Origin of the sequence: Saccharospirillum impatiens DSM 12546 (genome assembly GCF_000423605.1) — a bacterium.
Taxonomy (GTDB): Bacteria; Pseudomonadota; Gammaproteobacteria; order Pseudomonadales; family Natronospirillaceae; genus Saccharospirillum; species Saccharospirillum impatiens.
Genome location: NZ_KE384062.1, coordinates 1 through 25,016 on the forward strand (window position 1 = coordinate 1; position 25,016 = coordinate 25,016).

A 25,016-nucleotide genomic window follows, 5' to 3' on the forward strand; every position below is an offset into this window, starting at 1 on the left:
GAGCCGGATGTGCCAATGGATACCAATCATCTGGAGCGTGCTCTAAGGCCGATACCGATGGGCCGTAAAAACTGGCTCTTCTGTTGGTCAGAACTGGGCGCCGAGCACGTGGGTGTGATCCAGAGCCTGATCACTACCTGCAAGCTGCACGATATCAACCCCTACGTCTATCTGACTGATGTGCTACTGCGTGTTGGTGATCACCCGGCGAAAGAGGTTCAGGATCTGACACCAAGACTTTGGAAAGAACGCTTCGCTGCTGATCCGAGGCAATCAGATCTTTATATGGCCTGCAACCACTCCGTAGAATGACCGGTTACTTTGCAAGGCCTGTGCCTTTAAAATCGCCGCTTCCGGGATACTTGAAAGCCAAAAACGCTTTATTTTGGTGCGGATGCGCTTCTCTGGGGCGTTTTGTCGCACTTTCCCGGAGCACACTTGTCGCGCTCAAATTACCGCATTAGCCTGATCTCTCTTGGCGGCTGAGGCGACGGGGCGTATGGTATGAGACTGCAGTCGACGCCTTTTTGTCGCCGGTATCTGTTTAACACCTCTGGGGGTGCGTTATGTGGTTGGGAGGATTGAGTCGTTTGGAGCCCATGCCTCAAACGGGTGGTCGGCACCACCACAGCCACCATCAGGTTGTACTCGGGTTCGAGGGGAACGCCGCTTTTGAGCTTGAGGGTGAAGGGGGTGACCAGTTGTGCCTGGGCAATGGGTGCCTGGTGCCTACCCAGAGCGATCATGCCTTTCAGGGCCTGGGCGATAACCGCATGGTGGTGCTGGATTTCTCGGCGGACGCTTCTGTTGACAGCAGCATCGACCATGAGATGCTGTGCCGCCTGTTTGATCGCCCCCATTATTTTCAACTGGACGCTCAGTTTGGCAGCCTGCTGACCGCGATGGCGCGGGAGATTGATCAGTTCGGTCACGACCCTCACATGCAGCAACACGTCAGTGCCCTGTTGCTCCACAGCCTCTACCAGCGCCTGACAGGCCGTGCCGTACCGGGCCAGGAGTCCCTCGGGCGGTTCGATTTATCGAGAATCGACCAGATGATCCGCCACCGGCTGCAGGAAAAAGTGTCGGTGACGGAGATGGCGGATCTGTGTCACATGAGCATCAGCCAGTTTCACCTCCGGTTTCGCCAGGTCACTGGTATGACGCCCTATCAGTATGTGATGAAACTGCGCCTCGACCAGGCGATTTGGCTGTTACGCTGCTCTTCCCATTCCATCGCCGATATCGCACTCGAAACCGGCTTCAGCAACCAGAGTGCGCTGACGCACGCCGTTAAAAACCGCACAGGGCACTCGCCGGGTCAGATCCGTAAGAAGGGGATGAACTGACTTAGGGCGATAAAAGACGTAGGACATCAAAAGACGTAGGACATGGAAAGACGCAGGACATGGAAAGACGCAGGACATGGACTGACGTGAAACAGTAAGGGACGCAATACAATAAAAGACGCTCAACACGAAAAGACGATGGAGCGTCGGTATTTGGCAGGTTCTGCGTCAGTGAGTGTCCCACGTCTTTTATTGTTTCGCGTCTTTTCAGGTGTTACGTCAGTCCATGTCCCGCGTCTTTTGTTGTCCTGCGTCCTGCGTTTTTCCTTCATTTCCGTACTTTTTAACAAAAAAAGCCCCGTTTTTGACAATCGCTGCGCGAAGGTCACGGCTACTGTGTCTGCATAACGCCAACTAAATTGCAGGCAGGATGGTTATGACTCAGTTTGACGCCGCTCGGGCAGTATCGGGAGACTATCGGGATCTGACACCACAACAGTGGTTTCAGTTTATCGTGGATCAGTACGCCGTCGATGAAGATGAGTACATGGCGCAACTGGTTGAGGTTGCCGAACCCGGTGAGGGCGGTGCCGAGGCTATAGAGTCAACGGCCCGGCGAATTGTGGATCGTGTTCGCAGCCAGGGTGATGTAGCCCACGCGGTTGATAAATTGCTGCAGCAGTACAGTCTGGACAACGAAGAGGGCGTCATCCTGATGTGTCTGGCTGAAGCGCTGATGCGCGTGCCAGATCCGGATACCGCCGATGACCTGATTCGCGACAAACTGTCTGTAGCCGACTGGAAAGACCACATGGGCAAGTCGGATTCGCTGCTGGTAAACGCGTCTACCTGGGGTCTGATGCTGACTGGCCGGGTTACGTCGCTCGACAGCCGTGAAACGTCTCCGGCGAATTTGTTGTCAAAGCTGATTAACCGGGCAGGCGAGCCGGTGATTCGTGCGGCAATGAATCAGGCCATGCGCATTATGGGCAAACAGTTTGTGCTCGGGCGCACCATCAAAGAAGCCATTAAGAACGGCAAGTCCTACCGTAAAAAAGGCTACACCTATTCGTTCGACATGCTTGGTGAAGCCGCATTTACCGACCACGATGCAGAGCGCTATTTTCAGTCCTACCGCAATGCCGTCCAGACTCTGGGTGCTGGTATGGACGAGTGGGGCAACGATGCGCCCAAACCGACCATTTCGATCAAACTGTCGGCGTTGCACCCGCGCTATGAGGAATCCCATCAGGAATGGGTGATGACCGAGCTTGCCCAGCGTGTAACTGATTTGGTCAGTGAAGCCCGCGGATTGGGCGTGGGCATCACCATCGATGCCGAGGAGGCCGATCGTCTGGAGTTGTCATTGCGTCTGTTTGAACAGGTGTACCAGAGCGATGCCGTCAGGGGGTGGGGTAACTTTGGACTGGTCATTCAGGCCTATTCAAAACGCGCCTTAGCCGTACTGGGGTATCTGACGTCCCTCGCCAAAGAGCAGGGTGACCTCATACCGGTGCGTCTTGTCAAAGGGGCCTACTGGGATACTGAAGTCAAACACGCTCAGGTGCTGGGCCTGGCTGATTACCCGGTGTTTACCCGCAAGGAAAATACGGATGTATCGTACATTGCCTGCGCTCGCTATCTGATGAGTGCGGACGCTGATGGCGCGATTTATCCGCAGTTTGCAACGCACAACGCGCACACCGTAGCGGTGGTGGCCGAGTATTCCCGACAACGACCGGAGCGGGATTTTGAGTACCAGCGTCTGCACGGTATGGGCGATGCGCTGTACGACACGCTGCTCAGTGAAGACAAACATCGGGTACGCATTTATGCACCGGTGGGTGCTCATAAGGATTTGCTGCCCTACCTGGTGCGGCGTCTGCTGGAAAACGGGGCCAATTCCTCGTTTGTACACCGCCTGGTCGACGCTGAGACTCCCGTGGGGGATCTGGTGTCCTCTCCGGTAGATTTGGCGAAAAGCCGTGCGGTGTTCCGTAACCCCAAAATCCTGCGTCCCTCTGAAATTTATGGTGACAGCCGTCGCAATTCTCAGGGGTACAACCTTGCCGTAGCCTTTGAACGAGAGCCGTTAATGCAAACCATTGATGCCTGGAACGACACCCAATGGGTGCAGAAACCCTTGTTGGCGGGTAACGCCGTTTCAACCAGCGAAGTGATTGACGTCAAAAGCCCCTACGATACCCGTCAGACGGTAGGTCAGGTGCACTTTGCCGATGCAGATATGGCGCAGCAGGCCCTGGCTACTGCTGATTCGGCCTGGTTTGGCTGGAACCGGACACCGGCGATCAAACGCGCTGACTGCCTGGATAAACTGGCCGATTTGCTGGAAGCCAATACCGCTGAACTCATGGCACTGTGTGCCCGTGAAGCGGGCAAGTCCTTGCAAGACAGCATTGATGAAGTACGTGAAGCCGTCGATTTCTGTCGCTACTACGCGGTCCAGGCGCGTGACAACATGAACGAACCCACGTTACTTCCCGGACCGACCGGCGAAAGTAACGAGCATTATTACGAAGGCCGGGGCGTCTTCCTGTGCATCAGCCCCTGGAACTTTCCGCTGGCCATCTTTACCGGTCAAATTTGTGCGGCGCTGGTAGCGGGCAATACCGTTCTGGCGAAGCCAGCGGAAAGTACGTCGCTGATTGCCGGGCGCACCATTGAGCTCTTTCATCAGGCGGGCGTGCCGGGTGAGGTACTGCAGTATTTGCCGGGCGCAGGTCCGGTGATCGGCAACGCCGTGCTCAGCGATGAACGCCTCGTCGGTATTGCCTTCACCGGCTCTACAGAAACGGCGCAATTGATCAACCGAACGTTGGCTGAACGCACGGGGGCGATGCCCACCTTTATTGCCGAAACGGGCGGACAGAACGCCATGATCGTAGATTCAACCGCATTGCCTGAACAGGTCGTTGCGGATGTTATGGGGTCTGCTTTTGCCAGTGCCGGCCAGCGTTGCTCGGCGCTGCGTGTCTTGTGCGTACAAGACGACGTGGCCGACCGCATTGTTGAACTGATCGGTGGCGCATTGAGCCGAATTGAAATGGGCAACCCACAACACTATCAGACCGATTGCGGACCGGTTATTGACCAGAAAGCGCTGACGGGCTTGACCGACTATGTCGACGGCTGGCGTAAGAAAGACCGGGTGTTGGCTGAAGCGAAATTGAGTGAACACACCCGGCACGGTTATTTTATTCCGCCGGTTGCCATTCGCATTGAAGGCTTGCACGAACTGGGACGCGAGCAATTTGGTCCGGTCCTGCACATTCATCGCTTCAAGGCTCGTGAACTCGACAACGTCATCGCCGACATCAACAAAACAGGTTATGGCCTGACGCTGGGCATTCACAGTCGCAATGAAGCGACGGCCGCATACATCGAAGCCCGGGTCCGGGTCGGTAACTGTTACGTTAACCGTAACCAGATTGGTGCGGTTGTTGGCGTGCAGCCGTTTGGCGGTCGCGGGTTGTCGGGCACTGGCCCGAAAGCCGGAGGTCCAAACTACATCAAGCGCTTTGCGACCGAACGGGTTCGCACCATCAACACCACGGCAGTGGGTGGTAACGCGAGCCTGCTGTCACTGGAAAGTGATGACTGAGTTTATTGCCGGGCGGGTACTGCCAGCCCGGCAACGGAATCATTTGGCCGGTCTTTTTACCGGCGAATGACACTGGGCCGGAAGGTTGAATCCCGGCTACTGGCCCCTGTGTAATGTGGCCGCCTGAACGGCCATAAATAACTGACCCGACGCGATCCGGAATGTGGAGTTGCTACCCGCGCCTCTGCCACCCGGGTTGAATCCATTGCACTGGACAGCGACCGGTAGTCGGGAACAGCACGAGAAACGCTCGATAGCATAATCGATCACAACAACTAAAACTCGGAGTACATTATGAGCAACACCTTAGCGGTCAGTTTGACCTTTATTATTTACCTGGCGGGTATGATGTGGATTGGTCTCTGGGCTTATCGTCGCACAACAGACCTCTCTGATTACATTCTGGGCGGTCGATCGCTGGGTGCCTGGCCTTCGGCATTGTCGGCCGGTGCCTCAGATATGTCTGGCTGGTTATTGCTCGGCCTGCCAGGCGCTATCTATGCCTCCGGTATGGGCGAAGCCTGGATTGCGATCGGGTTACTGGTCGGTACCTATCTGAATTGGCTGATTGTCGCACCGCGACTGCGCGCCTACTCTCAGGCCGCGTCAGACAGCCTGACACTGCCTCAGTATTTCAGTAACCGCTTTGAGGACAAGGTGGCCATTCGCGCCATTTCAGCCTTCTTCATCTTGCTGTTCTTCCTGTTCTATACCAGCTCCGGCCTGGTGGCTGGCGGCAAGCTGTTCGAAACCGTTTTTGGCTGGGATTACACCCTGGCAGTCACTATTGGCACCATCATGGTGGTTTCCTACACCCTCTTTGGCGGGTACCTGGCTGTGTCCTGGACAGACCTTGTGCAAGGCCTGTTGATGGCGGCTGCATTGATTATAGTGCCAGTTTTTGCACTGATCATTATTGGCGATGGCCCGACGGCCGTTCTGGAAGCAAAAAACCCGAATCTCGTCAGTATTTTCACCAATGCTGATGGCTCGTCACTCGGGTTGATTGCTATCATTTCCTCGCTGGCCTGGGGTCTGGGTTATTTTGGCCAACCGCACATTCTGGCGCGTTTTAAAGGCATCAAAGATCGCAACGAAGTCAAACGTGCGCGCCGCATTGCGGTTACCTGGACATTCCTGGGTATGACCGGTGCCTTGTTGGTGGGTATTGCTGGTATTGGCTACTTTGACACGGGTCTGCCAGATGGTGAAACCGTCTTCATCAGCCTGGTACAGGCCCTGTTTCATCCTTTTGTTGCAGGCATTTTGCTGGCGGCTATTTTGGCCGCGATTATGTCGACAGCCGATTCCCAGTTGCTGGTCTCCTCATCCGCGTTGACTGAAGATTTCTACAAGTCGATTTTCAGAAAAGACGCCGACCCAGCTTCTCTGATCAAGATTGGCCGAGCGGCCGTGGTTCTGATTGCTGTGGTTGCCTGGTTCTTTGCGCTGGATGATGACAGCTCGGTACTGGCACTGGTGTCATACGCCTGGGCTGGTTTTGGTGCGGCCTTTGGTCCGGCAGTGATTCTGTCGTTGTACTGGAATCGCATGAACCGGGTCGGTTGCATTGCCGGTATACTGGTCGGTGGTATTACCGTTGTTGTCTGGAAACAGATGACCGGTGGACTGTTCGATATGTACGAGATTGTACCGGGCTTCCTGTTCTCGGCAATTGCCGTCTATGTCGGCAGTATGGCATCGCAAGAACCTTCTAAGCAGATGCATGCTACGTTCAAGGAAGTGAATGGCTAAGTCTGGCCAGAGATCACGCTAAGTAGTCGAGGCAACATGGGTTGCCCGAAAAAACCGAGCCAGATGGCTCGGTTTTTTTTGTTGTATTGATCGAGCTCAGGGTATCTTCCGGAACTCAATCTATACTGGTTGCTTCACTTCCCTGGAGCGCTACTGAATGAGTATTTTAAAGAAGACCAATGATCTGACTCCTCACCTTATTGCACTGCGTAAAGAGCAAGCGGCAACGTACGACGCATTTCAATCGGTTGGTAAAGCGACTTACGTGGATGGCGAATTGACTCATCTGACCAAGGAGCTGATAGCCACTGCCATCGCCATCAGCGTGAATTGTGAACCCTGTATCGGTTATCACGTACGTTCATTGGTAAAGCTCGGAGTGACCCGGCCAGCGTTCACTGAAATGCTGGGCGTTGTGATACAGATGGGCGGCGGCCCGGGTCTGATGAAGGCCGGGGAGGCCATGTCAGTGTATGAAGAGCTGACGGCCTCCTGAGAGGTAACGGTTGTTCGACCAGGCGCTGACCGTCAGGTCAGCGCTATCGGGGCCATTAGACAACCCATTGGTAGAACAGCGCTCCTCCTACATACCCCATCAGCGCCAGCGGAGCGATGTGTTTCAAGTACCAGAAGAAACTGATCCTTTCCATTCCCATAGCGGCAACGCCGGCGGCAGATCCGATAATCAGGCAACTGCCACCGGTTCCGGCTGAGTAGGCCAGGAATTCCCACATGGCCGCATCAGTGGGGTAGGTCGACAAGTCATACATACCCATGGTTGCAGCGACCAGTGGCACGTTGTCGATGATGGCAGACATCAGGCCAATCAGGAAAACAATGATATTGATGTTTCCTATCGACTGATCGAGTGTGTTGGCCAGCGACGCTAGCAATCCGGTTGCTTCGAGGGCAGAAACAGCCAGTAGAATGCCCAGAAAGAACAGTACGCTGGGTGTGTCAATGCGTTTTAGCACCCGGGTAATGTGCAGTTCGGTATCGTCGTCATAGTCGGCACGGTGGTGAATGATTTCACTGACAACCCATAGCACCGAGAGGCTCAGCATCATCCCCATAAAAGGTGGCAGGTGGGTGACCGTTTTGAACACGGGTACGAACAGCAAACCGAGAATACCCACAGTAAAAATGATATTTCGGTGATGTCGGGTCACCTGGTCCGCATCCTGTTTGTAGGGCATGGCCTGGGGAGGGTGAATCGTCTGGCCACGCAGTGACCAGGTCAGGTACAACATAGGTACCAGCAGGCAAATCAGCGAAGGCAAAAACAACGATTTGATGATCGCCAGTGTCGTGATTTGTCCGCCGATCCAGAGCATGGTCGTGGTAACGTCCCCGATGGGCGACCAGGCCCCTCCCGCATTGGCTGCGACAACGATCATGCCGGCGAAAAACAGGCGTTCCTGTCGACTGGCAATGAGTTTTCGGATCAGCGAAATCATGACGATGGTGGTGGTCAGGTTGTCGAGTGCAGCCGACATGAAAAAGGCCAGTACCGCGATCATCCATAAAAGGGTCACTGTGGACGTAGCCTTGATCCGATCGGTAATAATGGCGAAACCGCCGTAGGCATCCACAAATTCAACAATGGTCATGGCGCCCAGTAGAAAGAACAGAATGGAGCCGATCTCTCCGAGAAACCCAAGCAGCTGGTGTTCGCCGACCCAGGTGTGAATCAGCGCGCTCTGGTCCAGGTTGGCGTGTTCTTCCAAAAACCAGGCCGGTAGAGTATCGACGGCGATGAGATCGCCCGCGAACAGAATATAGACAGTCCAGCACAATACGGCACTCATAATGGCCGGTGCGGTCTTGTCAATTTTGAGGCTGTGTTCGGCAATTATTGCCAGGTAGCCGAGAGTAAAAATACCAATGATCAGAATTAACGCTAGGGGCACTTTAACACTCCATTAATAGCAGGGGTGACGACTTGGGTGTCAGCGGCCAGTGATCGACACCGGGTGAATACGCCCGACGGCACACATCTAAACTGGACACACCTTGAAACTTCAATTGAGAAACGATCAATCAAACAAACAGATTAGCTGAAGTTTCCGGCGGTGCTTGTGGCCAGGCCATGCAGTGGCAGATGCCAGGGTATTGGTTGCTTTGCGTTGGAGCTGGCTTGGTCCCGACCAATAGCAGTCGAGCCAGGGTATGCAAGGAGGGCACTGTAGCTGGGTCAGGCCGGTCGTCAAACGATGCGTCAGGCGTTAACCCGGTTTCTGCAGGCAAAGAGGGAATATTGTCTGCAAGCTCAGGCGAGGTTTCAGTGTCTTTCAGACAGGCTGGCTCAGATGAGGGATGCGCAACGGCAGCACCCGACAGGCTAAACAGTAGAAACAGCAGCGCGGCAGGAAGGGCGATTCCGGTGTGTCTGGTTAAGAACAGCGCAAGCATGGCAGAAGCGAAACCCGGTAGTAGGTGGGCGAAACAGGTCGCTATTATTCAGTTCTGCCGCCAGAAAGCAAAATCTGTTTGTGACTTGCCCTGTACCACCCGGGTCTGGCCCGGTAAGCTCTGCGCTGCCAGCGGCTGATCAAAAGGAACCCTGTGAAAAACAAAGCCATGATGTTGTCGATTCTTGCCACCCTGTTGTTGGTGGTTTTGCCCTGGGTGCTGGGCGCCAGAGTGGCGAATTACAGCAGTGTTCAATTCATCAGTGAGCTGGGTGCCCTCGATATGCCCAACCGATCGGCTGCCAATGGCGCTTTTCTGCTTATTGGTGCTTTCTGGATGGGGGCTGTAGAGGCCACCCGCAAAGCACTTGAACCGGCTAAAATGGACCCCTGGGTGCGGTTTGGGGCCATCGCTTTTGCCGCCAGCTACATCGCGAGTGTGGTGTTTCCCTGTGATCTGGGGTGCCCGGCAACAGGCAGCGGCAACCAGTTGATTCACAGCACACTGATCTGGGTTCTGAGCGCAGGGGCAGTCGTATCCGGTGTACGCCTGGTTCCGTTGACCTCCATCAAAGGCATGAGGGTGCTGAAGGGGACTCTGGTGCTAACCTTTCTTGTCTTGCAATGGGCCGCCTGGCAGCGCGGCTGGTTACCAGGCCTGTGGCAACGCTTGTTTGAAATGAATTTTGCGGTTTTGTGGGTCCTTTGGGTCTGGCGACTGCGGGTTGGCAGTCGGGCCTCTGAAAGAACACAGTGATACGGACTCTCTTCTGTCCAAACGTTAGGGTTGAGCCCAATGGTTGAGCGCATTGCGGGCATCGTAGTGCCCATTTTTCTGGTTGTACTGGTCGGTTTTCTCTATGGACGCAAGCATGCGCCAAACATGGAGGCGGCCAATCGCATTAATATCGATGTATTCACCCCTTTTCTGATCCTCAGCGTATTCGCCTCGCGTCCGGTTGATCTGGGTGATTATGCGCCCCTGGCTCTGGGCGCTATCCTGGTGACCTTGCTGCCTGGTATCGGCGCCTATTACCTGGCCCGTGCTCTCGGGGTCAGTTGGAAAACCTTCGTGCCACCCATGATGTTTCGCAACAGTGGAAACACCGGCTTGCCGCTGATGCTGTTTACCTTTGGCGAAGCATTCATGCCGGCTGCAGTTATTTTATTTATCGTCGAGAATACTCTGCACTTTACCGTGGGCGCCTGGTTGCTCAACCCCAGAACTCACCTGATGCATGTCATGAAGAACCCGATGATCATTGCTGCCGCCCTGGGGTTGGCGATTGCCGGCTTTAGCGTGCATTTACCCGACTGGCTGATCCGTTCCCTCGCGTTGCTGGGTGACATAGCGGTACCACTGATGCTGTTTGCCCTCGGTGTCCGTCTGGTTAATCTGGATCTCAGCGGCTGGCGGATCGGTGTAATCAGTGCGGTTGCCTCTCCGATTCTGGGTTTAGTGGTCGCCTGGCCACTGACCCTGGTGCTGAATTTGTCACCGGTGCAGGAGGCTATGCTGATTTTGTTTGGTGCCTTGCCGCCGGCTGTGCTGAACTACCTGGTTGCAGAGCGCTACAACCAACAGCCGGAACAGGTAGCTGCCATGGTGATGTTTTCAAATGCCTTGAGTATTGTGACGATACCGCTGGTGCTTGCCTGGGTGCTGGGCGGGATTTAAGACCGCTTAGTCCCGGTTGCCTCATGACCGCTCCTGATAAATCAAATGGAGTATTCACTGCTCCCGAGTAGATCAAAAATTGTACATTCCGGCTTGATACTCCTCGGATGCAGTGCTTAGCTGGGAGGGCGAAGTGTGTTCATAGCCTGGAGACAGTCGCCATTAACCGCCGTTTGATAGGTTGGTTGAGCAGTACCCTGATCACCGAATCGTTCGGTTGCCCCGGAAAACGGGGTGCGCTCTGTCTCGCTGAATACCGATTCAGGGGGAGCATTATGACGACCAAATTAACCCACCGTTATTCAACGGATAACGAGGCACGCCCGGCACTGGGCAAAAGGGCTTCCCATTTAACCTCGCCAACTCACTCACCGCCTCCGTCATGGCTCAGGAACGTACTGAATGCCGCTGATATCCGGGTTCAGGGCGACCGCCCCTGGGATCTTCAAGTACATGACTCCCGGTTATACGGCCGCTTGTTGCGACAGGGATCCGTTGGGCTTGCTGAGGCTTATGTCGATGGCTGGTGGAGCTGTTATCGAATAGATGAGCTCATTACCCGGCTGATCAAAACCGGGGTTCTGGGACGCATGCCAGCATTGGTGCGGTTTCGGGATGCCTTTCGTGGCTTGGCGTATCGGCTGATTAATTTTCAAACTCATCGCCGCGCCTTCACCGTCGGTAAAGTACATTACGACATCGGGAATGACCTGTTCCGGCGCATGCTCGACGACAGCATGATGTACAGCTGCGCTTATTGGGCGCAGGCCTCTGATCTGGCGACGGCACAGCAGGCCAAGATTGATCTGATTTGCCGCAAACTAAATCTTAACCCCGGGCAAACCGTGCTGGACATCGGGTGTGGCTGGGGCGGTCTGGCTGAGCATCTCGCCAGGCACTATCAGGTTAGTGTTGTTGGCGTTACGGTCAGTCAGGAACAACAGGCCTATGCCCGGCAGAAACTGTCGAATTTGTCTGTAGATATTCGCCTGGCGGATTACCGCAGTTTGAGCGGCCGTTTTGACCGGGTCGTGTCGGTCGGCATGTTTGAGCATGTGGGTGCTAAAAACCATCGCACCTTCTTCGAAACCGTGCACCGTCTGTTGGCTCAAGACGGTCTGTTTCTGTTGCACACCATTGGCGAAGAAGCGGACAGTGCGGCGCCGGAACCGTTCATCAACAAGTACATTTTTCCCAATGGCAAGGTGCCGTCACGACGCGAAGTCAACAACGCCAGTCTGGGTTTGTTTCGACTGGAAGACTGGCACAATTTTGGACCGGACTATGACCGCACACTGATGGCCTGGGCTGAGCGGGTTGACAGCGCCTGGCCAGATTTGTCGCACCAGTACGACGAGCGATTTCAGCGGCTGTGGATGTTTTACCTGTACAGCTGCGCGGCATTTTTTCGCTCTCGCCAGGGGCAACTGTGGCAGCAAGTGTATTCGCCACTGGGCTCAGAGTTGGGGTACCGCAGCGTGCGTTAAGCAGTCATGCTGAGCCCGGATCAGGCAGATATTGTCCATCCAGAGCGGTAATCACGGCATGTGGGTTAAGCAATATTAACACCAGTTCGGTCAGTGTTAAGTCATCTAACGGTAAAATTGTGAATGCAGTCTCAGGTCGGGCAAATAGTGGCCTGCCATAGCTGAAAACCCGAGTTAATCCGTATTGTCCAATGAATTATTCCGGCACTCTAACGGAGTTCGGTTACCTCCGAACAGAGTTTGAGACTGTCTCAGCTCAAGGTTTGTGAAAGAAACGGTGTGCCTGTCTGGCGCGGTCACCGTTAGCCTGTCTTCTGAAGTCTTACCTTCCCATTTCCGACGCGCTGATAGCAGTGTCGCAGTCCATCAGGGAACTTGATGGCGTGTGCTGCTGTTACGAGGTGATCCCTCATGGACGTGCACTGCGCTCCGCTGGCGTTGGATCAAAAAAATTAGAAGAAGGAATCGGAATATGAAGCAATTATCGAGGATTACACTGACCCTGGCCGCGACCTTGGTTGCCGGTGCTCAGGCAGCAGACCGCCTGCCCGCAAGCGCAGACATGCTGACCAGTCAGGGCGTCACTGCGAATCAGAACGGTGTGGAGTTGACGACTGTCAACAGCCGGACTCTGCCGGGTGGGACAACCGTGACGCGATTTCAGCAAAGGCACCAGGGCGTTCCCATTTGGGGGCAAACGGTGACACGCGCCGGCCAGGGCATTGCCGCCGACATCAGTGGTGATGTTCTGACCGGTCTGAACATCGAAGTCCCGTCAGTCGTGCCCTCCATTAAGGTAACGGACGCGGTTGATCAAGCCATGACACAGGCGGTTATCCAGCGCAATCAACAAGGTATAAGCAGCCGCGCCCAATCGGTTGAGCTGTTGAAGTTCGCAGCCAGGAATCAGGATCAGACACTGTACATTCATGTCGATGAGCAGGATCAAACGCGCCTGGCGTATTTGGTCAGTTGGGTTGAGTATGGAGATGAACCCTCGCGTCCTTTCTATTTCATTGATGCCCACTCAGGTGCGGTACTGGAGCACTGGGATGGGATCGCCCATCAGGAAGCTACGGGACCCGGCGGGAATGAGAAGACAGGCCAGTATGTCTACGGTACAGATTACCCGGCCATGGAAGTTGACAGCAATTGCCGGATGTCGACCGGTAATGTCGAGACGATCGATATGGGCGGTGCTACCAGCGGTGGCAGTGTGTTTTCCTTTAACTGTCCGAACAATGAAAATCGTTACACCAATGGCGCCTATTCACCACTGAACGACGCTCATTATTTCGGCAATGTGGTGTTCAATATGTACCAGCAGTGGTACGACACTGCGCCTTTAACGCAGAAGTTAAGAATGCGGGTGCATTACGGCAACAACTACGAGAATGCCTTTTGGGACGGCGCTCAAATGACATTTGGCGACGGCGCGAATCGGTTTTACCCACTGGTCAGCCTGGATGTATCGGCGCACGAAGTCAGCCATGGGTTCACTGAACAGAACTCCGGTTTGCAATATGCTAACCAGTCCGGGGGGATCAACGAGTCCTTCTCTGATATGGCTGGCGAAGCCGCCGAGTATTTTATGAAGGGCACAAACGACTGGATGGTGGGTGCTGACATTTATAAAGGTCAGGGTTCCCTTCGGTACATGGACGACCCAACCCAGGATGGGCGTTCCATTGGCCATGCCTCGGATTATGTCGGCGGTATGGATGTTCACCACAGTTCAGGCGTATTCAATCGTGCCTTTTACCTGATCGCAACCAGCGAAGGCTGGGACACACGCCAGGCGTTTGATGTCTTTGTATTGGCCAATCAAATGTACTGGAGCCAAACCACAAATTACGCCGGGGGCGCCTGTGGTGCTGTTGAGGCGACCGACACTCTGGGGTATGACCTGGCCACCGTGGTCGAGGCGTTCGATACTGTGGGGGTATCTACCACCGCTTGTTCGCCAACGGATCCGGTGGATTCCGTGCTGGAAAATGGTGTGCCGGTAACCGGTCTTCAAGGTACCCAGGGGTCTGAGCAGCAATTTGTGCTGGACGTTCCTTCCGGGGCCCGCGACTTGAACATCAGCATCAGCGGCGGCAATGGCGATGCTGATCTGTATACCCGGTTTGGCAGTGAGCCGACAACCTCGAATTACGAGTGTCGCCCCTGGAAAGATGGCAACGTGGAATCCTGTGCGATCGCCACGCCCGAAACCGGTGTTTATCATGTGATGGTTCGGGGCTACCGCGGTTATGAGGGTGTGACTCTGCGGGCTGATTTCGAACTGGACAACGATGACGGCAACCCTGATTCGGGCACAGAGTCAAACCTGTCAGCGACTCAGGGGCAGTGGCTTTACTATGCCGTAGAAGTGCCTGCGGGCATGTCAGCATTGGATATCGACATCGCCGATGGCAGTGGTGACGCCGACCTCTATGTTAAGCAGGGCGCTGAGCCGACTCGCAATGACTACGATTGCCGGCCGTATCGTGGTGGTAATACCGAACAGTGCCGTTTTTCCAGCCCGCAAGCCGGTACCTGGACAATCGGCATCAGAGCGTATGACTCGTTTTCCGGCGTCAATTTGAACTGGTCTTACTACTAATGGCTCCTTGAACTGTGGAATGCATTCAGTGTGTTTGACGCATTCCTCGCGAAACCGGTGACTGGACAGTCATCGGTTTTGTGAGATCAGGAAGAATCACCTTGTTTGGTTTTTGTGTGTTGAAAAAGGCAGGAAGTCATTTTCAACAATTTGGAAGGGGCTTCGGCTCCTTTTTTGGAATGAACCTTTCCTTTTCCCCAGTGCCTCAGGTGGCGGATCGAATCCGGTCGCGCAACCCCTTGTCGACAATAATGCGGGTGGATATTTCTTCGATCGACAGTCGCGTGGTATCAATAAAGGGAATGCCGAACCGACGGAACAGAGCTTCAGCCATACGCACTTCATCTTCGCATTGGCGCAGTGACGCATAGTCGCTGTTGGCCTTGCGCCCGTCTCGAATCTGATTCAGTCGTTTAGGGTCAATGCTCAGGCCGTACAACTTGTTGCGATAGGGCTCGAGTGCTTTGGGCATGCGCGCCTCTTCAAAATCGTCGTCAGTCAGTGGGTAGTTGGCTGCATAAATATTGGCCTGCAACGCCAGAAAGATGCTGGTGGGTGTTTTGCCACTGCGGGATACCCCTACCAGAATAATGTCGGCTTTGTCGTAGTGATGCAGTCGACGGCCATCATCGTTTTCCAGGGCGAATTGCATGGCATCCATACGGCGCTGATAGTGACCGTAGTCTGCCGAGACTTCAGGGCGACCGATGCGGATGTTGGAAGCCTGGCCCAGCAATTGCTCCAGGGGCCCGAGAAACGTTGAGATGATGTCTACGGTATGGGCATCGCTGTCGTGAACGATCGCCCGGATCTTGGGGTCGATGATCGTTTCAATGATAACCGGCTGCAAGCCGGATTCGCGTGCCGCTTTGGCCACCCGGTCGACCGCATTGCGTGCTTTTTGTTCTGTATCAATGAATGACAGGATCGTTTCGGTAAACTGGGTACGGTCGAAGTGGGACAACAGGCTGTGGCCCAGTGTTTCAGCGGTAATCCCGGTGCTGTCAGAAATAAAAAAAACGGGGCGATTGGCACTCATGACGAATTCCTTTAATCGGGGCTGATCTGGTGGGTCACATCCGGTGGCCTATAGCCTACACTATAGCGGCTAAATAGTGGTTCCGGCCATTCCGCTGGGTAATGGTCATCATTCACAGAATAAATGCACAGCACCCTCAATCTGAGGTTTAATGAATGCACTGCCCGGCAACAGGGCAGGCAACCCTATCAAGTAGCACGTGGAGATCAGCATGGAATTCGTTAAGGACTTTACCGAACTGGGTATTCACGATGTACCCACTGTGGGCGGCAAGAACGCTTCCCTGGGTGAAATGATCAGTCATCTGTCGGCGCTGGGCGTGTCGGTACCGGGTGGTTTTGCAACAACCGCAGAGGCTTATCGCGAGTTCCTCGCCTTTGAAGGCTTGAAAGAGCGGATTGACTCGCGTCTGTCATCACTGGATGTTGATGATGTTGAAGCGCTCGCCAAAGTGGGACGCGAGATTCGTAAAGAAGTCATGCTGGCACCGTTTCCCGAGCGCCTGGAAAAGGAAGTCCGGGCTGCCTACCAGACACTGACCGACGGAGATCCGGGCCGGTCACTGGCGGTGCGCTCCTCAGCGACTGCCGAAGACCTGCCGGACGCGTCGTTTGCCGGCCAGCAGGAAACCTTCCTGAACATTCACGGTATCGATGAAGTTCTGCAAGCGATTAAGGAAGTCTTTGCCTCCCTGTTTAACGACCGTGCCATCGCATATCGGGTGCATCAGGGCTTCGATCACGCTCACGTCGCTCTGTCGGCGGGCATTCAACGCATGGTGCGCAGTGATATTGGCGCTTCTGGCGTGATGTTCACTATGGATACCGAATCCGGTTTTGATCAGGTGGTGTTCATTACCGCAGCCTATGGCCTGGGTGAAACTGTTGTTCAGGGGGCTGTAAACCCCGATGAATTTTACGTCAGCAAACGCGCTCTGGCCGATGGCCACCATGGCATTCTGCGGCGCACACTGGGCAGTAAACTGATCAAGATGGTCTACGGTGCCACGGCCGAAACCGGCAAATCGGTCGAGACCGTTCAGGTGCCTGACGCCGACCGGTCCCGTTTCTCGCTGAGTGATGACGAAGTCGAACAACTGGCGCACCAGGCGATGACCATCGAAAAGCACTACAAGCGGCCCATGGACATTGAATGGGCCCGCGACGGTGAAGATGGCAAGCTGTACATCGTTCAGGCGCGCCCGGAAACGGTTAAAAGCCGGGGCTCTGCAACGGTCATTGAACGCTATGCGCTGAAAGAAAAAGGCAAACTGTTGATCGACGGTCGTGCTATCGGCCAGCGCATTGGCCATGGTCCGGTCAAGGTTATTGATGACCTGAGCCAGATGCACCAGGTGCATGCGGGCGATGTGCTGGTCACCGACATGACCGATCCGGACTGGGAGCCGATCATGAAACGGGCGTCAGCCATTGTGACCAATCGGGGTGGCCGCACCTGTCACGCTGCTATTATCGCCCGTGAACTGGGCATTCCAGCCGTCGTTGGCTGTGGTGATGCCACCGACAAACTGGTCAGTGGCGATGACGTCACGGTGTCGTGCGCCGAAGGTGATACCGGCCGGGTCTACCGCGGGCTGCTCGAATTTAATGTGGAAGAGAACGACCTGACCACCATGCCGGATTTACCGTTCAAAATCATGATGAACGTCGGTAACCCGGATCGCGCCTTCGACTTCCAGTCACTGCCTAATGCCGGTGTGGGTTTGGCGCGCCTGGAATTCATCATCAACCGAATGATCGGGGTTCACCCCAAGGCCCTGTTGCATTACGACGAAGCACCGGTCGAAGTGCGCGAAAGCATCGATCACCGCATGGCAGGTTACGCGAGCCCGGTCGACTTCTATGTAGAAAAGATTGTTGAAGGCGTGTCGTCCATCGCTGCTGCTTTCTATCCAAAACCGGTGATCGTGCGCCTTTCCGATTTCAAATCGAACGAATACGCGCACCTGGTCGGTGGTTCACAGTACGAACCTCAGGAAGAAAACCCGATGATCGGTTTTCGCGGCGCGTCGCGCTACATCGACGATTCCTTCCGGGAGTGTTTCGAGCTGGAATGCCGGGCCATGAAAAAAGTGCGTAATGAGATGGGCCTGACCAACGTTCAGCTCATGGTGCCTTTTGTGCGCACGGTGGACGAGGCACGTCAGGTGGTTGAACTGCTGGCCGACAATGATCTGAAGTCCGGGCAGGATGACCTGAAACTGATCATGATGTGCGAACTGCCGTCTAACGCCTTGCTGGCCGATCAATTCCTGGAATACTTCGATGGCTTCTCAATCGGCTCGAACGATCTGACTCAGCTCACCCTGGGGCTGGACCGGGATTCCGGCGTCATCGCGCACCTGTTCGACGAGCGCAACGATGCCATCAAGATTCTGCTCAGCATGGCCATTCAGGCCTGCCGCAAAGCCGGAAAATACATCGGCATCTGTGGACAGGGCCCGTCAGACCACCCCGACTTTGCCGAGTGGCTGATGGATCAGGGTATCGAATCGGTGTCGCTGAACCCCGATTCCGTTTTGAGCACCTGGGTCTACCTGGCTGAGCATCACGGCAAGTCCTGAATCAGGAAAGGGCATTTCACAGCCGGTCTGGCACCGTTATATCAATCCAGACCGGTCTGTGATCGGACGCCTGTTCAACCGCCGTGTTGAGCGGTGACCCTGGCCCGGGCCAAAAAACGCCGGTGTCGATGACCGGCACCTGAGTCGATGGCAGAACGTAATCCGCTCTGAGCCGCCAACGCGCGGTGAGATCATCGCCCCGGTCAGACAGCGGCCGGAGTGTATGTATCGCTGAATGATTGACCAGGCTGCTGATTGCACCCGGCTGGCTGTCGCCACCGGTCGGCGAGGCGTTTAAATCCCCGGCAACAATAAAAGCTTGTTCCGGTGCCAGCCCTCCCTGGTGGCCCCGGTCGTCTGTCATGTAGGACGCCCCATTGATGTAATCTACCCAAAACCGAATCTCGTCGTGGTTACGGCAGACATTGCGCCGTTCCGGGCCATCGAATGCGGGCGGTGTCGGGTGGCTGATCAGCAGATGGCACAGTCCGCAAGGCAATGCCACCGGCAGATCCCAGTGCGATTTGCTCGATAACCGCAGAACGGCCAGATCGTCATCCGTGTAGAACGCAGAACCATCCGGTCTGGCTGGCAACAGCGCCGATGGCATGTCTCGCCATAGAAAAGTCTGAAAGGTACGACAGTGTTCCACGTTAAGTGGAAAAGCCGATAACACGGCCATGCCATACTGACCGGGAAAATCGCCAAACCCGAATGGCGTCTCTTGCGTTTGGTTCTCGTCTTGTTTCACCAGATCCCGGCCGGATGGAACGCCGGTATTAACCGGGGCCGTGTAGACATGAGGGAAATCCATCCCCGCCCGGTGAAGCTGCGCCTGAAGCGCTGATAACGCACGTTGCTCCGGGTCATAGTCCAGTTCATTAATGACCCAAACCTGGGCATCTACGCTGGCCATCACCTGTAGAAGAGCCGAAACCTGAGCGCTGGGTTCACCGTTCAATTCAGCCACCAGATCGCCAGCGTGAGGCCGGTTGAGTGCAACGTTGTAGGTTGCCAGACGAAATCTATCCACCTGTGATCCTTGTTCACCGTCAATGGCACCAGTCTACGGTTTCGCCCTGGCGTTTGCAGCTTTCCGCTCGCGGTGTAAGTCAAGGTGGGCACAGATACCCACCAGTAGTAGCATCGCTGCCAGAGCTAGCCAGAACCCCTCAATCCCGAGTATAGGTACCAGCCAGGACAGACCGACCAACAGGATTACACCGCCTGCTTGCAAAGCGAGGCTGAGCAAGCTGTACAGTGTGGAGCGCACTGGACCCGGCACATGTTCAGCAATTAATGCTTCCATCGGGACTGACAGCATAGCTGCAATCAGCATTACCCCCAGGTACCCGCTGGCAAAACCGGGCAGGGTAGACTGCAGCGCCAGTGCGGTCAGTGCGGGCGATATCAGCAATAAGGTCACGACCATTATGCGGTCGGAAGAGACGGAGCAGCGTTTCAGCAGGCTAGCCAGCAGCGCGGGTCCGGCTGCAGCGGCGAGAAAATACCCGGTGACCAGCCAACCGAACACGGCGTAACCGGCACTTGGCGCCAACGCAAAGGCTCGCGGTTGCCAGTAGGTTTCCAATGCGAAAAGCAGCATACCGAGAGATAAGGCAACACCCAGCAGGCGACGCACTGGCCGCAACTGCCAGGCTAGCATCAGCGCTGGCTTCATACGGGGCGCAAGAATTCCAGAGCGTGTAGTTGGAATAACTGCCGGTTCGCAAAACAGCACGGGAATGAGTAGCAGGTGCAGTAGCGTGATGATCGCCTGAGCGATCAGGTTCCATTCGGTCGGCTGCATGTTCTCAGGGGTCCAGGGTGTCATTGCATCTGCGAGGTAACCCCCTGCGAGGGCTCCGCCGGCCATGGCTAGAGCACTGAGCGAATGAAAACCGGCGAGTCTTCTTGGTAGTGCCGCCGCCGACTCTGTTTGCTGTAGCTGCTCGCTTTGCCAGGCCTCGATGCTCCCGGAGTCTAGCGCCCTACTTGCCCCTAACAACGCCATAACGCCTAACAACAGCGAGAATTGATCGACAAAGATGGCCAGCATTGTACCCAGTAAACCAACCAGTCGAGCCCAGGCATAGAGACGGATTCGTCCCACTCGATCGGCTGCCAGGCCAAGTGGTAGTTCCAGCAAAGCGGCACTAACGCTGAAAGCGCCAAATAATATTCCCAGATGCCACAGGGTCAGCCCTTTCTCTTGCAAAAACAGCGTTTGAACCGTCAGAAAAAAACCAATGGCCAGTCCCTTCAGGGAGTGATGCACACTCAATCGTTGAATCAGTGTCATGGCGGAGTCCTTGTGTTTATTTTCCGGACACTCTACGCTCTGGTGATTGCCTAATTAATAGGCATTAAAATTAAGTTATCTAAACCACAGGTTTATAAATGTGTTGAAAACCGAATGGCTGGTCTCATTCAGGGCCGTCGCTGGCGAGGGCAGTTTTACCAGGGCGGCACAACAGCGGCAGCTCAGTACCATGGCGCTGAGCAAACACATAGCGGCTCTGGAACGGTCACTGGGGGAGTCGTTATTTGAACGCACGACCCGACGGGTTCGTCTGACTGAATTTGGTTCCGACTTTTTAGCGCGGGCTGAACAGGTGCTGCGCGAACAGGATAATCTGGCTGAGTGGGTTTCCGGCCGAAACAAAGAACCGGCCGGGTGCCTTCGGGTGGTGGGAATGGAACAACCGCTGCAAGCGACCATCATTCCCTTTCTGGCAGAATTCAGGCGCGCTTATCCGAACATTGATGTGGAAGTGGATGCAGTCAACGCCTTGCTGGATCCGACCCGCCATTCATTTGATGTAGTCTGGGGCGTGGGCCGGTATCTGGGGGATCGTTTCCCCGGCCTGGTTCGGCGTCGGTTAAAACGGTTGATAACCGGTATCTATGCAAGCCCTGAGTACCTGGCTCAATTTGGTGTTCCGCTGCATCCGGCCGATCTGGCCGCGCACCGGGTCGTTCCTCAACTGCACGATGAACCCAACGATTTTTTAGTCGTCAGGGGAGGGGCCGTCGAGGACGGTGGTTTTCCGCACACGCGCATGGAAGCTCCGGTGCGCACCAGTACCGGACATTTGGAGTTGTGTCTTCAAGGCCTTGGACTGATCAATGCCTCGCCCGATATGCCAGCGGTGAGTCAGGCCGTCAACGCTGGCCGCCTGGTACCGGTACTGGAGTCATACTGGTACGACGGACTGGACAGCTATTATTACATTCATCAGGTTCGTCTGCGTCAGCCCAAAGTCGAAGCCTTTACTGAGTTTTTTATGGCCCGAATGCAGGGCATAGTACCGCCAATAACGGACTCGGTGCTCTGAAAACAGGCAGCCGGCTATACGGTTACCAGGCTGTTGTCGACAGCCAACCCCGAAGCAGGAACATAAGCTTCAGCACTCCAGTCATTTTCCCAGGTACCCTGGTCGGTGAAAAAACGGTACTGATACTGCTGGCCGACGGGCAGGTTGATTTCGATTTTGAAATCACCGGACTTCAGCCTTTTCATCGGGTGACTGGTGGTCGACCAGTCGTTAAAATCGCCCGCCAGTGCAACGGTGCTGGCCTCGCGCGCAGCCTCAGCTGGCAGTACAAAGGTACAGCGGCACTCAGGTTTGGAGGTGAGGTAGCGTTTCTTGACGGTCATGGAATCTTCCTTTATCGGTGAACGAACGAAGCCTCTGTCGCCAAAGCATAGTAACGGGAATGAAATCTCGCCAATGGGCAGGCGACGCCTGCGATGCTCCTTGCTAAACTCGGGCCATTGCTGTGTTTATGGTTGAAACAGGCTGGATCATTCCAGCGATCTTAATAGGAATTCATGACGATTTCACAACCGCCCATTCGGGTATCCACCAATCAGGCCGTCGACTGGGGGCTGCGCTGGTTGCGTGCCGAGCCTGGCGTCAGTTCGGGCTCGTCTTACGACAACTGGCCGGCATTTCTGGCCAGCGCCCGACAATGGCCTGCACAGCCTGCGATAGGCCTGTTTTCCTGGCTGTTCTGGTTGGGTCTGATCAACGGTATTCTGGCGTTCAGTGGTCTTATGGTCTGGCCCGATGGCAGCGGCATACACATGCTGATTTTTCTACTGGTGTTCTGGCTAGCGCCACTGCTAGTACTGATATGGACACTGCTGAATGCCTGGTGGCGTAAGCGCAGTCCCTGGTGGCGCTATTGGCTCAGTGCAGAAGACGATGCCGTCATAGCGGCCTGGTGTGCGGCCCAAAGCTTAAAAGCACAGGCGTTGTATGTGGTCTCTGGCCTGGCCTGGATGTGGCTGATGTTGCTCACCCGGCAGTTGATTTTCTATTGGAGCACGTCATTGCAGGGGGCATCGGCCAGAGTGGATGATGTGTTTGCGATGCTGACGCTCGGGCTGCTTGATGTTCCCGAGCCATTGGCGATCAGTGCGTCACAGGCGGGCAGTATTACCGGCTGGGAAACTCAATTGCTGAACTTTTCCGAGTACTGGGCTGTCTGGCTGACGCAGGTGACGCTGCTCTGGGTTGTGATTCCGGTTCTCGTTGCGTTGCTGATCAATCAGTTGATTTTGCGACGCAGGTTGGCGAGCTGGCCGCGCTGGAACCGCACCCTGCATCAGCGCTATGAGCAGCAGCGTCCGCAGGCATTGCATTTCGAATCGCTCACGCCAGAACAACCCGGTGTCTTCACGCCCGGCGATAAGGATCTCGATAATGCCCCGCTGATTTCGGGGGTGCCAGTCATGGTCTGGCAGGACCCGCCCATAAACCTGCCACAGGGGTCAGTGGTTATCGGGCGTGGCAGTTTGTCGCAAGACGAGGCAACGGTGATGCAACACACAGAACAGGAAGAGCCGGTCTGGGTGGTGTCGGCCCGGGCTGTGCCAACCGGCGATCTTGCTGACCTGATTACGCTCAGCGCCGGGACCCACAAAGAGGTGAAGGTGTTGTTGCACAGTTTGGCAGAGGCCGGGTCTGAACAACGGATCAATGAGCGTCACAGCTGGCAAGGCTTTGTCAGCAATCAGGAGTTGCCGGCGCGCCTCTACTGGCTCGATGAGGGAGCGAATGCGCAGGAGAAAGGGAAGTCGCGCCCATGACCACCAACTCGAGTTCCACAGCGCTAACCCCGGTTTTTGCCGTGGTTGGTCACCCGAACCAGGGTAAATCCAGTCTGGTGTCCACCCTGACCCAGGACGATCATATCGCGGTGTCTCCTGTCAGCGGCACCACACGGGAGGCGCATCGCTATCAGCTGATGTTCGGGCAGACCGTGCTATACGAGTTGATTGATACACCCGGGTTTCAGCGAGCACGACAGATCATCGACTGGTGCGAGCGGCACAGTGACAGTGCCGCAGGTCGACCCGACGCGTTGCGGCGGTTTGTCGGGGAGCATCGTCATGACCCCAAATTTGCCGACGACTGTGCCTTGCTGGTGCCTGTTTTGGCGGGGGCCGGCATCGTCTACGTTGTCGATACCAGCCAGCGCTTTGATGCCACCTTCGAAGCCGAATTAACGGTGCTGTCCTGGACAGCTCAGCCGCGGCTGGCCCTGCTTAACCCCATGCGGGAAACCGGCAATGAAGCCGACTGGCAAGTGGCGTTGCAGCAGTATTTCTCACTGGTACGTACCTTTAACCCGTTGCAAGCACCCTTTGAGTCTCATCTTGCGCTGCTGCGCAGCATGGCTGAGATTCATTTGCCCTGGCGTGACGGGCTGAAACGCAGTGTCGAGGCATTGTCGGAGCAACGTCAGCAACGTCACCAGCACAGTGCCGAAGCCCTGGTTTTATACTTGCAGAACGTGTTGCAACACCGCTTGCGATTACCCCTGGCCGGGCCGAAAGAGCAACTGAAGACGCAAGGGCTGGCGCAATTCAACCGCGATATACAGCGTCAGGAGCAGCAGTTGCAAGGGACGCTTGCTGAGTACTACGGTCACCGTAAACTTGACTGGAAAGGTGAATGGCAATCGCTGGCAACCGATGATCTGCTCGATGCACACGAATGGCGTGCCTGGGGGTTGTCGCGTGCCCGGTTGGCGTCGCTTAGCGGTGCAGCCGGGGCTGCCTCGGGTCTGGTTGTTGATGCAGCTGTTGGCGGGGCGTCGTTACTGCTCGGTGCTGTGGTAGGAGGAACACTGGGTGGTCTGGCAGGTGGCTTCGCCGGTCGCGACCCCCTGAGCTTTGAGGTGTTGTCTCGAGTGCCCGGGTATGAGCAATGGCAGTTGGGCCCGGTTTCCAATCTGGAATTCGCCCTGGCACTGGCCGGTCGGAGCTTGCGCAGCTGGTATCAGATGCGCTGTCGAAACCACGCCCGGCGCGATGCCGTCATGCTCAAACAGTCGGACCTGAGTCGTTGGTTGGACGGGCTTGGGCGCAAACAGCAAGTTCAATGGGTGTACTGGGTTCGAAAAATGATGAAGCGATCCTTGACGGAGAGTGAACAAAGCCAGTTGATGGGCCTTATTCTTGCGCTGGGGGAGCAAATGGATAAACCTGAGTCTGACTAATGTTAGTTAACGGTTATTCCTGTGATACCA

General features: G+C 55.4%; 18 protein-coding genes. 13 read left to right on the forward strand and 5 right to left on the reverse strand.

Translation table 11 applies throughout. The features are described from left to right. The 5 genes from G565_RS25485 to G565_RS0121515 form a co-directional block, all read left to right on the forward strand. A partial coding sequence (locus G565_RS25485) for a transposase domain-containing protein (RefSeq protein WP_037341062.1) occupies window positions 1-312 on the forward strand: 312 nt, incomplete at its 5' end. A 287-nt stretch (window positions 313-599) separates the two neighbouring features. Beyond that, window positions 600-1,349, forward strand: a complete 750-nt coding sequence (locus G565_RS0121500) for a helix-turn-helix domain-containing protein (RefSeq protein ID WP_037341089.1) — start codon at window positions 600-602, stop codon at window positions 1,347-1,349. 376 nt (window positions 1,350-1,725) lie between these two features. After that, on the forward strand, window positions 1,726-4,911 hold the full coding sequence (gene putA / locus G565_RS0121505; protein WP_211227255.1) for a bifunctional proline dehydrogenase/L-glutamate gamma-semialdehyde dehydrogenase PutA: 3,186 nt from the start codon (window positions 1,726-1,728) through the stop codon (window positions 4,909-4,911). 291 nt (window positions 4,912-5,202) lie between these two features. Then, window positions 5,203-6,666 (forward strand): sodium/proline symporter PutP, encoded by a 1,464-nt coding sequence (gene putP, locus G565_RS0121510; protein WP_028672622.1) that lies wholly within the window; start codon window positions 5,203-5,205, stop codon window positions 6,664-6,666. A 157-nt stretch (window positions 6,667-6,823) separates the two neighbouring features. Then, window positions 6,824-7,162 (forward strand): carboxymuconolactone decarboxylase family protein, encoded by a 339-nt coding sequence (locus tag G565_RS0121515; protein ID WP_028672623.1) that lies wholly within the window; start codon window positions 6,824-6,826, stop codon window positions 7,160-7,162. A gap of 55 nt (window positions 7,163-7,217) precedes the next feature. On the opposite strand, the gene nhaD is transcribed toward G565_RS0121515, so the two are convergent. Beyond that, window positions 7,218-8,576, reverse strand: coding sequence for a sodium:proton antiporter NhaD (gene nhaD / locus G565_RS0121520; RefSeq protein ID WP_028672624.1), 1,359 nt, complete (start codon window positions 8,574-8,576; stop codon window positions 7,218-7,220). A gap of 655 nt (window positions 8,577-9,231) precedes the next feature. Here nhaD and G565_RS0121530 point away from each other — a divergent pair. The 4 genes from G565_RS0121530 to G565_RS0121545 all read left to right on the forward strand — a co-directional run bounded on the left by G565_RS0121530 (window position 9,232) and on the right by G565_RS0121545 (window position 14,850). Next, window positions 9,232-9,834: a DUF998 domain-containing protein gene (locus G565_RS0121530; RefSeq protein WP_028672626.1), complete on the forward strand. Its 603-nt coding sequence runs from the start codon at window positions 9,232-9,234 to the stop codon at window positions 9,832-9,834. Between the two features lie 39 nt (window positions 9,835-9,873). Beyond that, complete coding sequence (locus tag G565_RS0121535) at window positions 9,874-10,755, forward strand: AEC family transporter (protein ID WP_028672627.1); 882 nt, start codon at window positions 9,874-9,876, stop codon at window positions 10,753-10,755. Between the two features lie 275 nt (window positions 10,756-11,030). Beyond that, window positions 11,031-12,242: a cyclopropane fatty acyl phospholipid synthase gene (cfa, locus tag G565_RS0121540; protein ID WP_051208409.1), complete on the forward strand. Its 1,212-nt coding sequence runs from the start codon at window positions 11,031-11,033 to the stop codon at window positions 12,240-12,242. A gap of 472 nt (window positions 12,243-12,714) precedes the next feature. Beyond that, window positions 12,715-14,850 (forward strand): M4 family metallopeptidase, encoded by a 2,136-nt coding sequence (locus G565_RS0121545; protein ID WP_028672629.1) that lies wholly within the window; start codon window positions 12,715-12,717, stop codon window positions 14,848-14,850. Between the two features lie 205 nt (window positions 14,851-15,055). Here the strand turns inward: G565_RS0121545 and ppsR are convergent, their stop codons facing one another. Next, a complete protein-coding gene (gene ppsR / locus G565_RS0121550; RefSeq protein WP_028672630.1) occupies window positions 15,056-15,889 on the reverse strand; it encodes a posphoenolpyruvate synthetase regulatory kinase/phosphorylase PpsR in 834 nt (277 codons plus the stop codon). 211 nt (window positions 15,890-16,100) lie between these two features. On the opposite strand from ppsR, the gene ppsA reads away from it, so the two are divergent. Continuing rightward, window positions 16,101-18,473, forward strand: coding sequence for a phosphoenolpyruvate synthase (gene ppsA / locus G565_RS0121555; protein WP_028672631.1), 2,373 nt, complete (start codon window positions 16,101-16,103; stop codon window positions 18,471-18,473). A gap of 16 nt (window positions 18,474-18,489) precedes the next feature. Here ppsA and G565_RS25490 read toward each other — a convergent pair whose 3' ends face one another. Further along, on the reverse strand, window positions 18,490-19,506 hold the full coding sequence (locus G565_RS25490) for an endonuclease/exonuclease/phosphatase family protein (protein ID WP_051208411.1): 1,017 nt from the start codon (window positions 19,504-19,506) through the stop codon (window positions 18,490-18,492). 33 nt (window positions 19,507-19,539) lie between these two features. Further along, the gene (locus G565_RS0121565; RefSeq protein WP_028672632.1) at window positions 19,540-20,775 is read right to left on the reverse strand and encodes an MFS transporter; all 1,236 of its coding nucleotides are present in this window, start codon (window positions 20,773-20,775) and stop codon (window positions 19,540-19,542) included. A 100-nt stretch (window positions 20,776-20,875) separates the two neighbouring features. On the opposite strand from G565_RS0121565, the gene G565_RS25500 reads away from it, so the two are divergent. After that, entirely contained in the window at window positions 20,876-21,811 is a 936-nt protein-coding gene (locus G565_RS25500) for a LysR family transcriptional regulator (RefSeq protein ID WP_051208413.1), read from the forward strand. A gap of 14 nt (window positions 21,812-21,825) precedes the next feature. On the opposite strand, the gene G565_RS0121575 is transcribed toward G565_RS25500, so the two are convergent. Then, window positions 21,826-22,134, reverse strand: a complete 309-nt coding sequence (locus G565_RS0121575; protein WP_028672633.1) for an isoamylase early set domain-containing protein — start codon at window positions 22,132-22,134, stop codon at window positions 21,826-21,828. Window positions 22,135-22,308: 174 nt separating this feature from the next. Between G565_RS0121575 and G565_RS0121580 the strand changes: the two genes are divergently transcribed. Both G565_RS0121580 and G565_RS25505 read left to right on the forward strand, forming a co-directional pair. Beyond that, window positions 22,309-23,571: a DUF2868 domain-containing protein gene (locus tag G565_RS0121580; RefSeq protein WP_028672634.1), complete on the forward strand. Its 1,263-nt coding sequence runs from the start codon at window positions 22,309-22,311 to the stop codon at window positions 23,569-23,571. After that, entirely contained in the window at window positions 23,568-24,986 is a 1,419-nt protein-coding gene (locus G565_RS25505; RefSeq protein ID WP_051208415.1) for a DUF3482 domain-containing protein, read from the forward strand. The genes G565_RS0121580 and G565_RS25505 overlap by 4 nt, the downstream gene beginning before the upstream one ends. Window positions 24,987-25,016 lie beyond the last annotated feature (30 nt).

What these genes read in the sequence shown, in the direction of transcription:
- G565_RS0121500 (WP_037341089.1), top strand. Translation starts at nt 600, where the DNA reads ATGCCTCAAACGGGTGGTCGGCACCACCACAGCCACCATCAGGTTGTA.
- putA (WP_211227255.1), top strand. Translation starts at nt 1,726, where the DNA reads ATGACTCAGTTTGACGCCGCTCGGGCAGTATCGGGAGACTATCGGGAT.
- G565_RS0121515 (WP_028672623.1), top strand. Translation starts at nt 6,824, where the DNA reads ATGAGTATTTTAAAGAAGACCAATGATCTGACTCCTCACCTTATTGCA.
- G565_RS0121535 (WP_028672627.1), top strand. Translation starts at nt 9,874, where the DNA reads ATGGTTGAGCGCATTGCGGGCATCGTAGTGCCCATTTTTCTGGTTGTA.
- cfa (WP_051208409.1), top strand. Translation starts at nt 11,031, where the DNA reads ATGACGACCAAATTAACCCACCGTTATTCAACGGATAACGAGGCACGC.
- G565_RS0121545 (WP_028672629.1), top strand. Translation starts at nt 12,715, where the DNA reads ATGAAGCAATTATCGAGGATTACACTGACCCTGGCCGCGACCTTGGTT.
- ppsR (WP_028672630.1), bottom strand. Translation starts at nt 15,889, where the DNA reads ATGAGTGCCAATCGCCCCGTTTTTTTTATTTCTGACAGCACCGGGATT.
- ppsA (WP_028672631.1), top strand. Translation starts at nt 16,101, where the DNA reads ATGGAATTCGTTAAGGACTTTACCGAACTGGGTATTCACGATGTACCC.
- G565_RS0121565 (WP_028672632.1), bottom strand. Translation starts at nt 20,775, where the DNA reads ATGACACTGATTCAACGATTGAGTGTGCATCACTCCCTGAAGGGACTG.
- G565_RS0121575 (WP_028672633.1), bottom strand. Translation starts at nt 22,134, where the DNA reads ATGACCGTCAAGAAACGCTACCTCACCTCCAAACCTGAGTGCCGCTGT.
- G565_RS0121580 (WP_028672634.1), top strand. Translation starts at nt 22,309, where the DNA reads ATGACGATTTCACAACCGCCCATTCGGGTATCCACCAATCAGGCCGTC.
- G565_RS25505 (WP_051208415.1), top strand. Translation starts at nt 23,568, where the DNA reads ATGACCACCAACTCGAGTTCCACAGCGCTAACCCCGGTTTTTGCCGTG.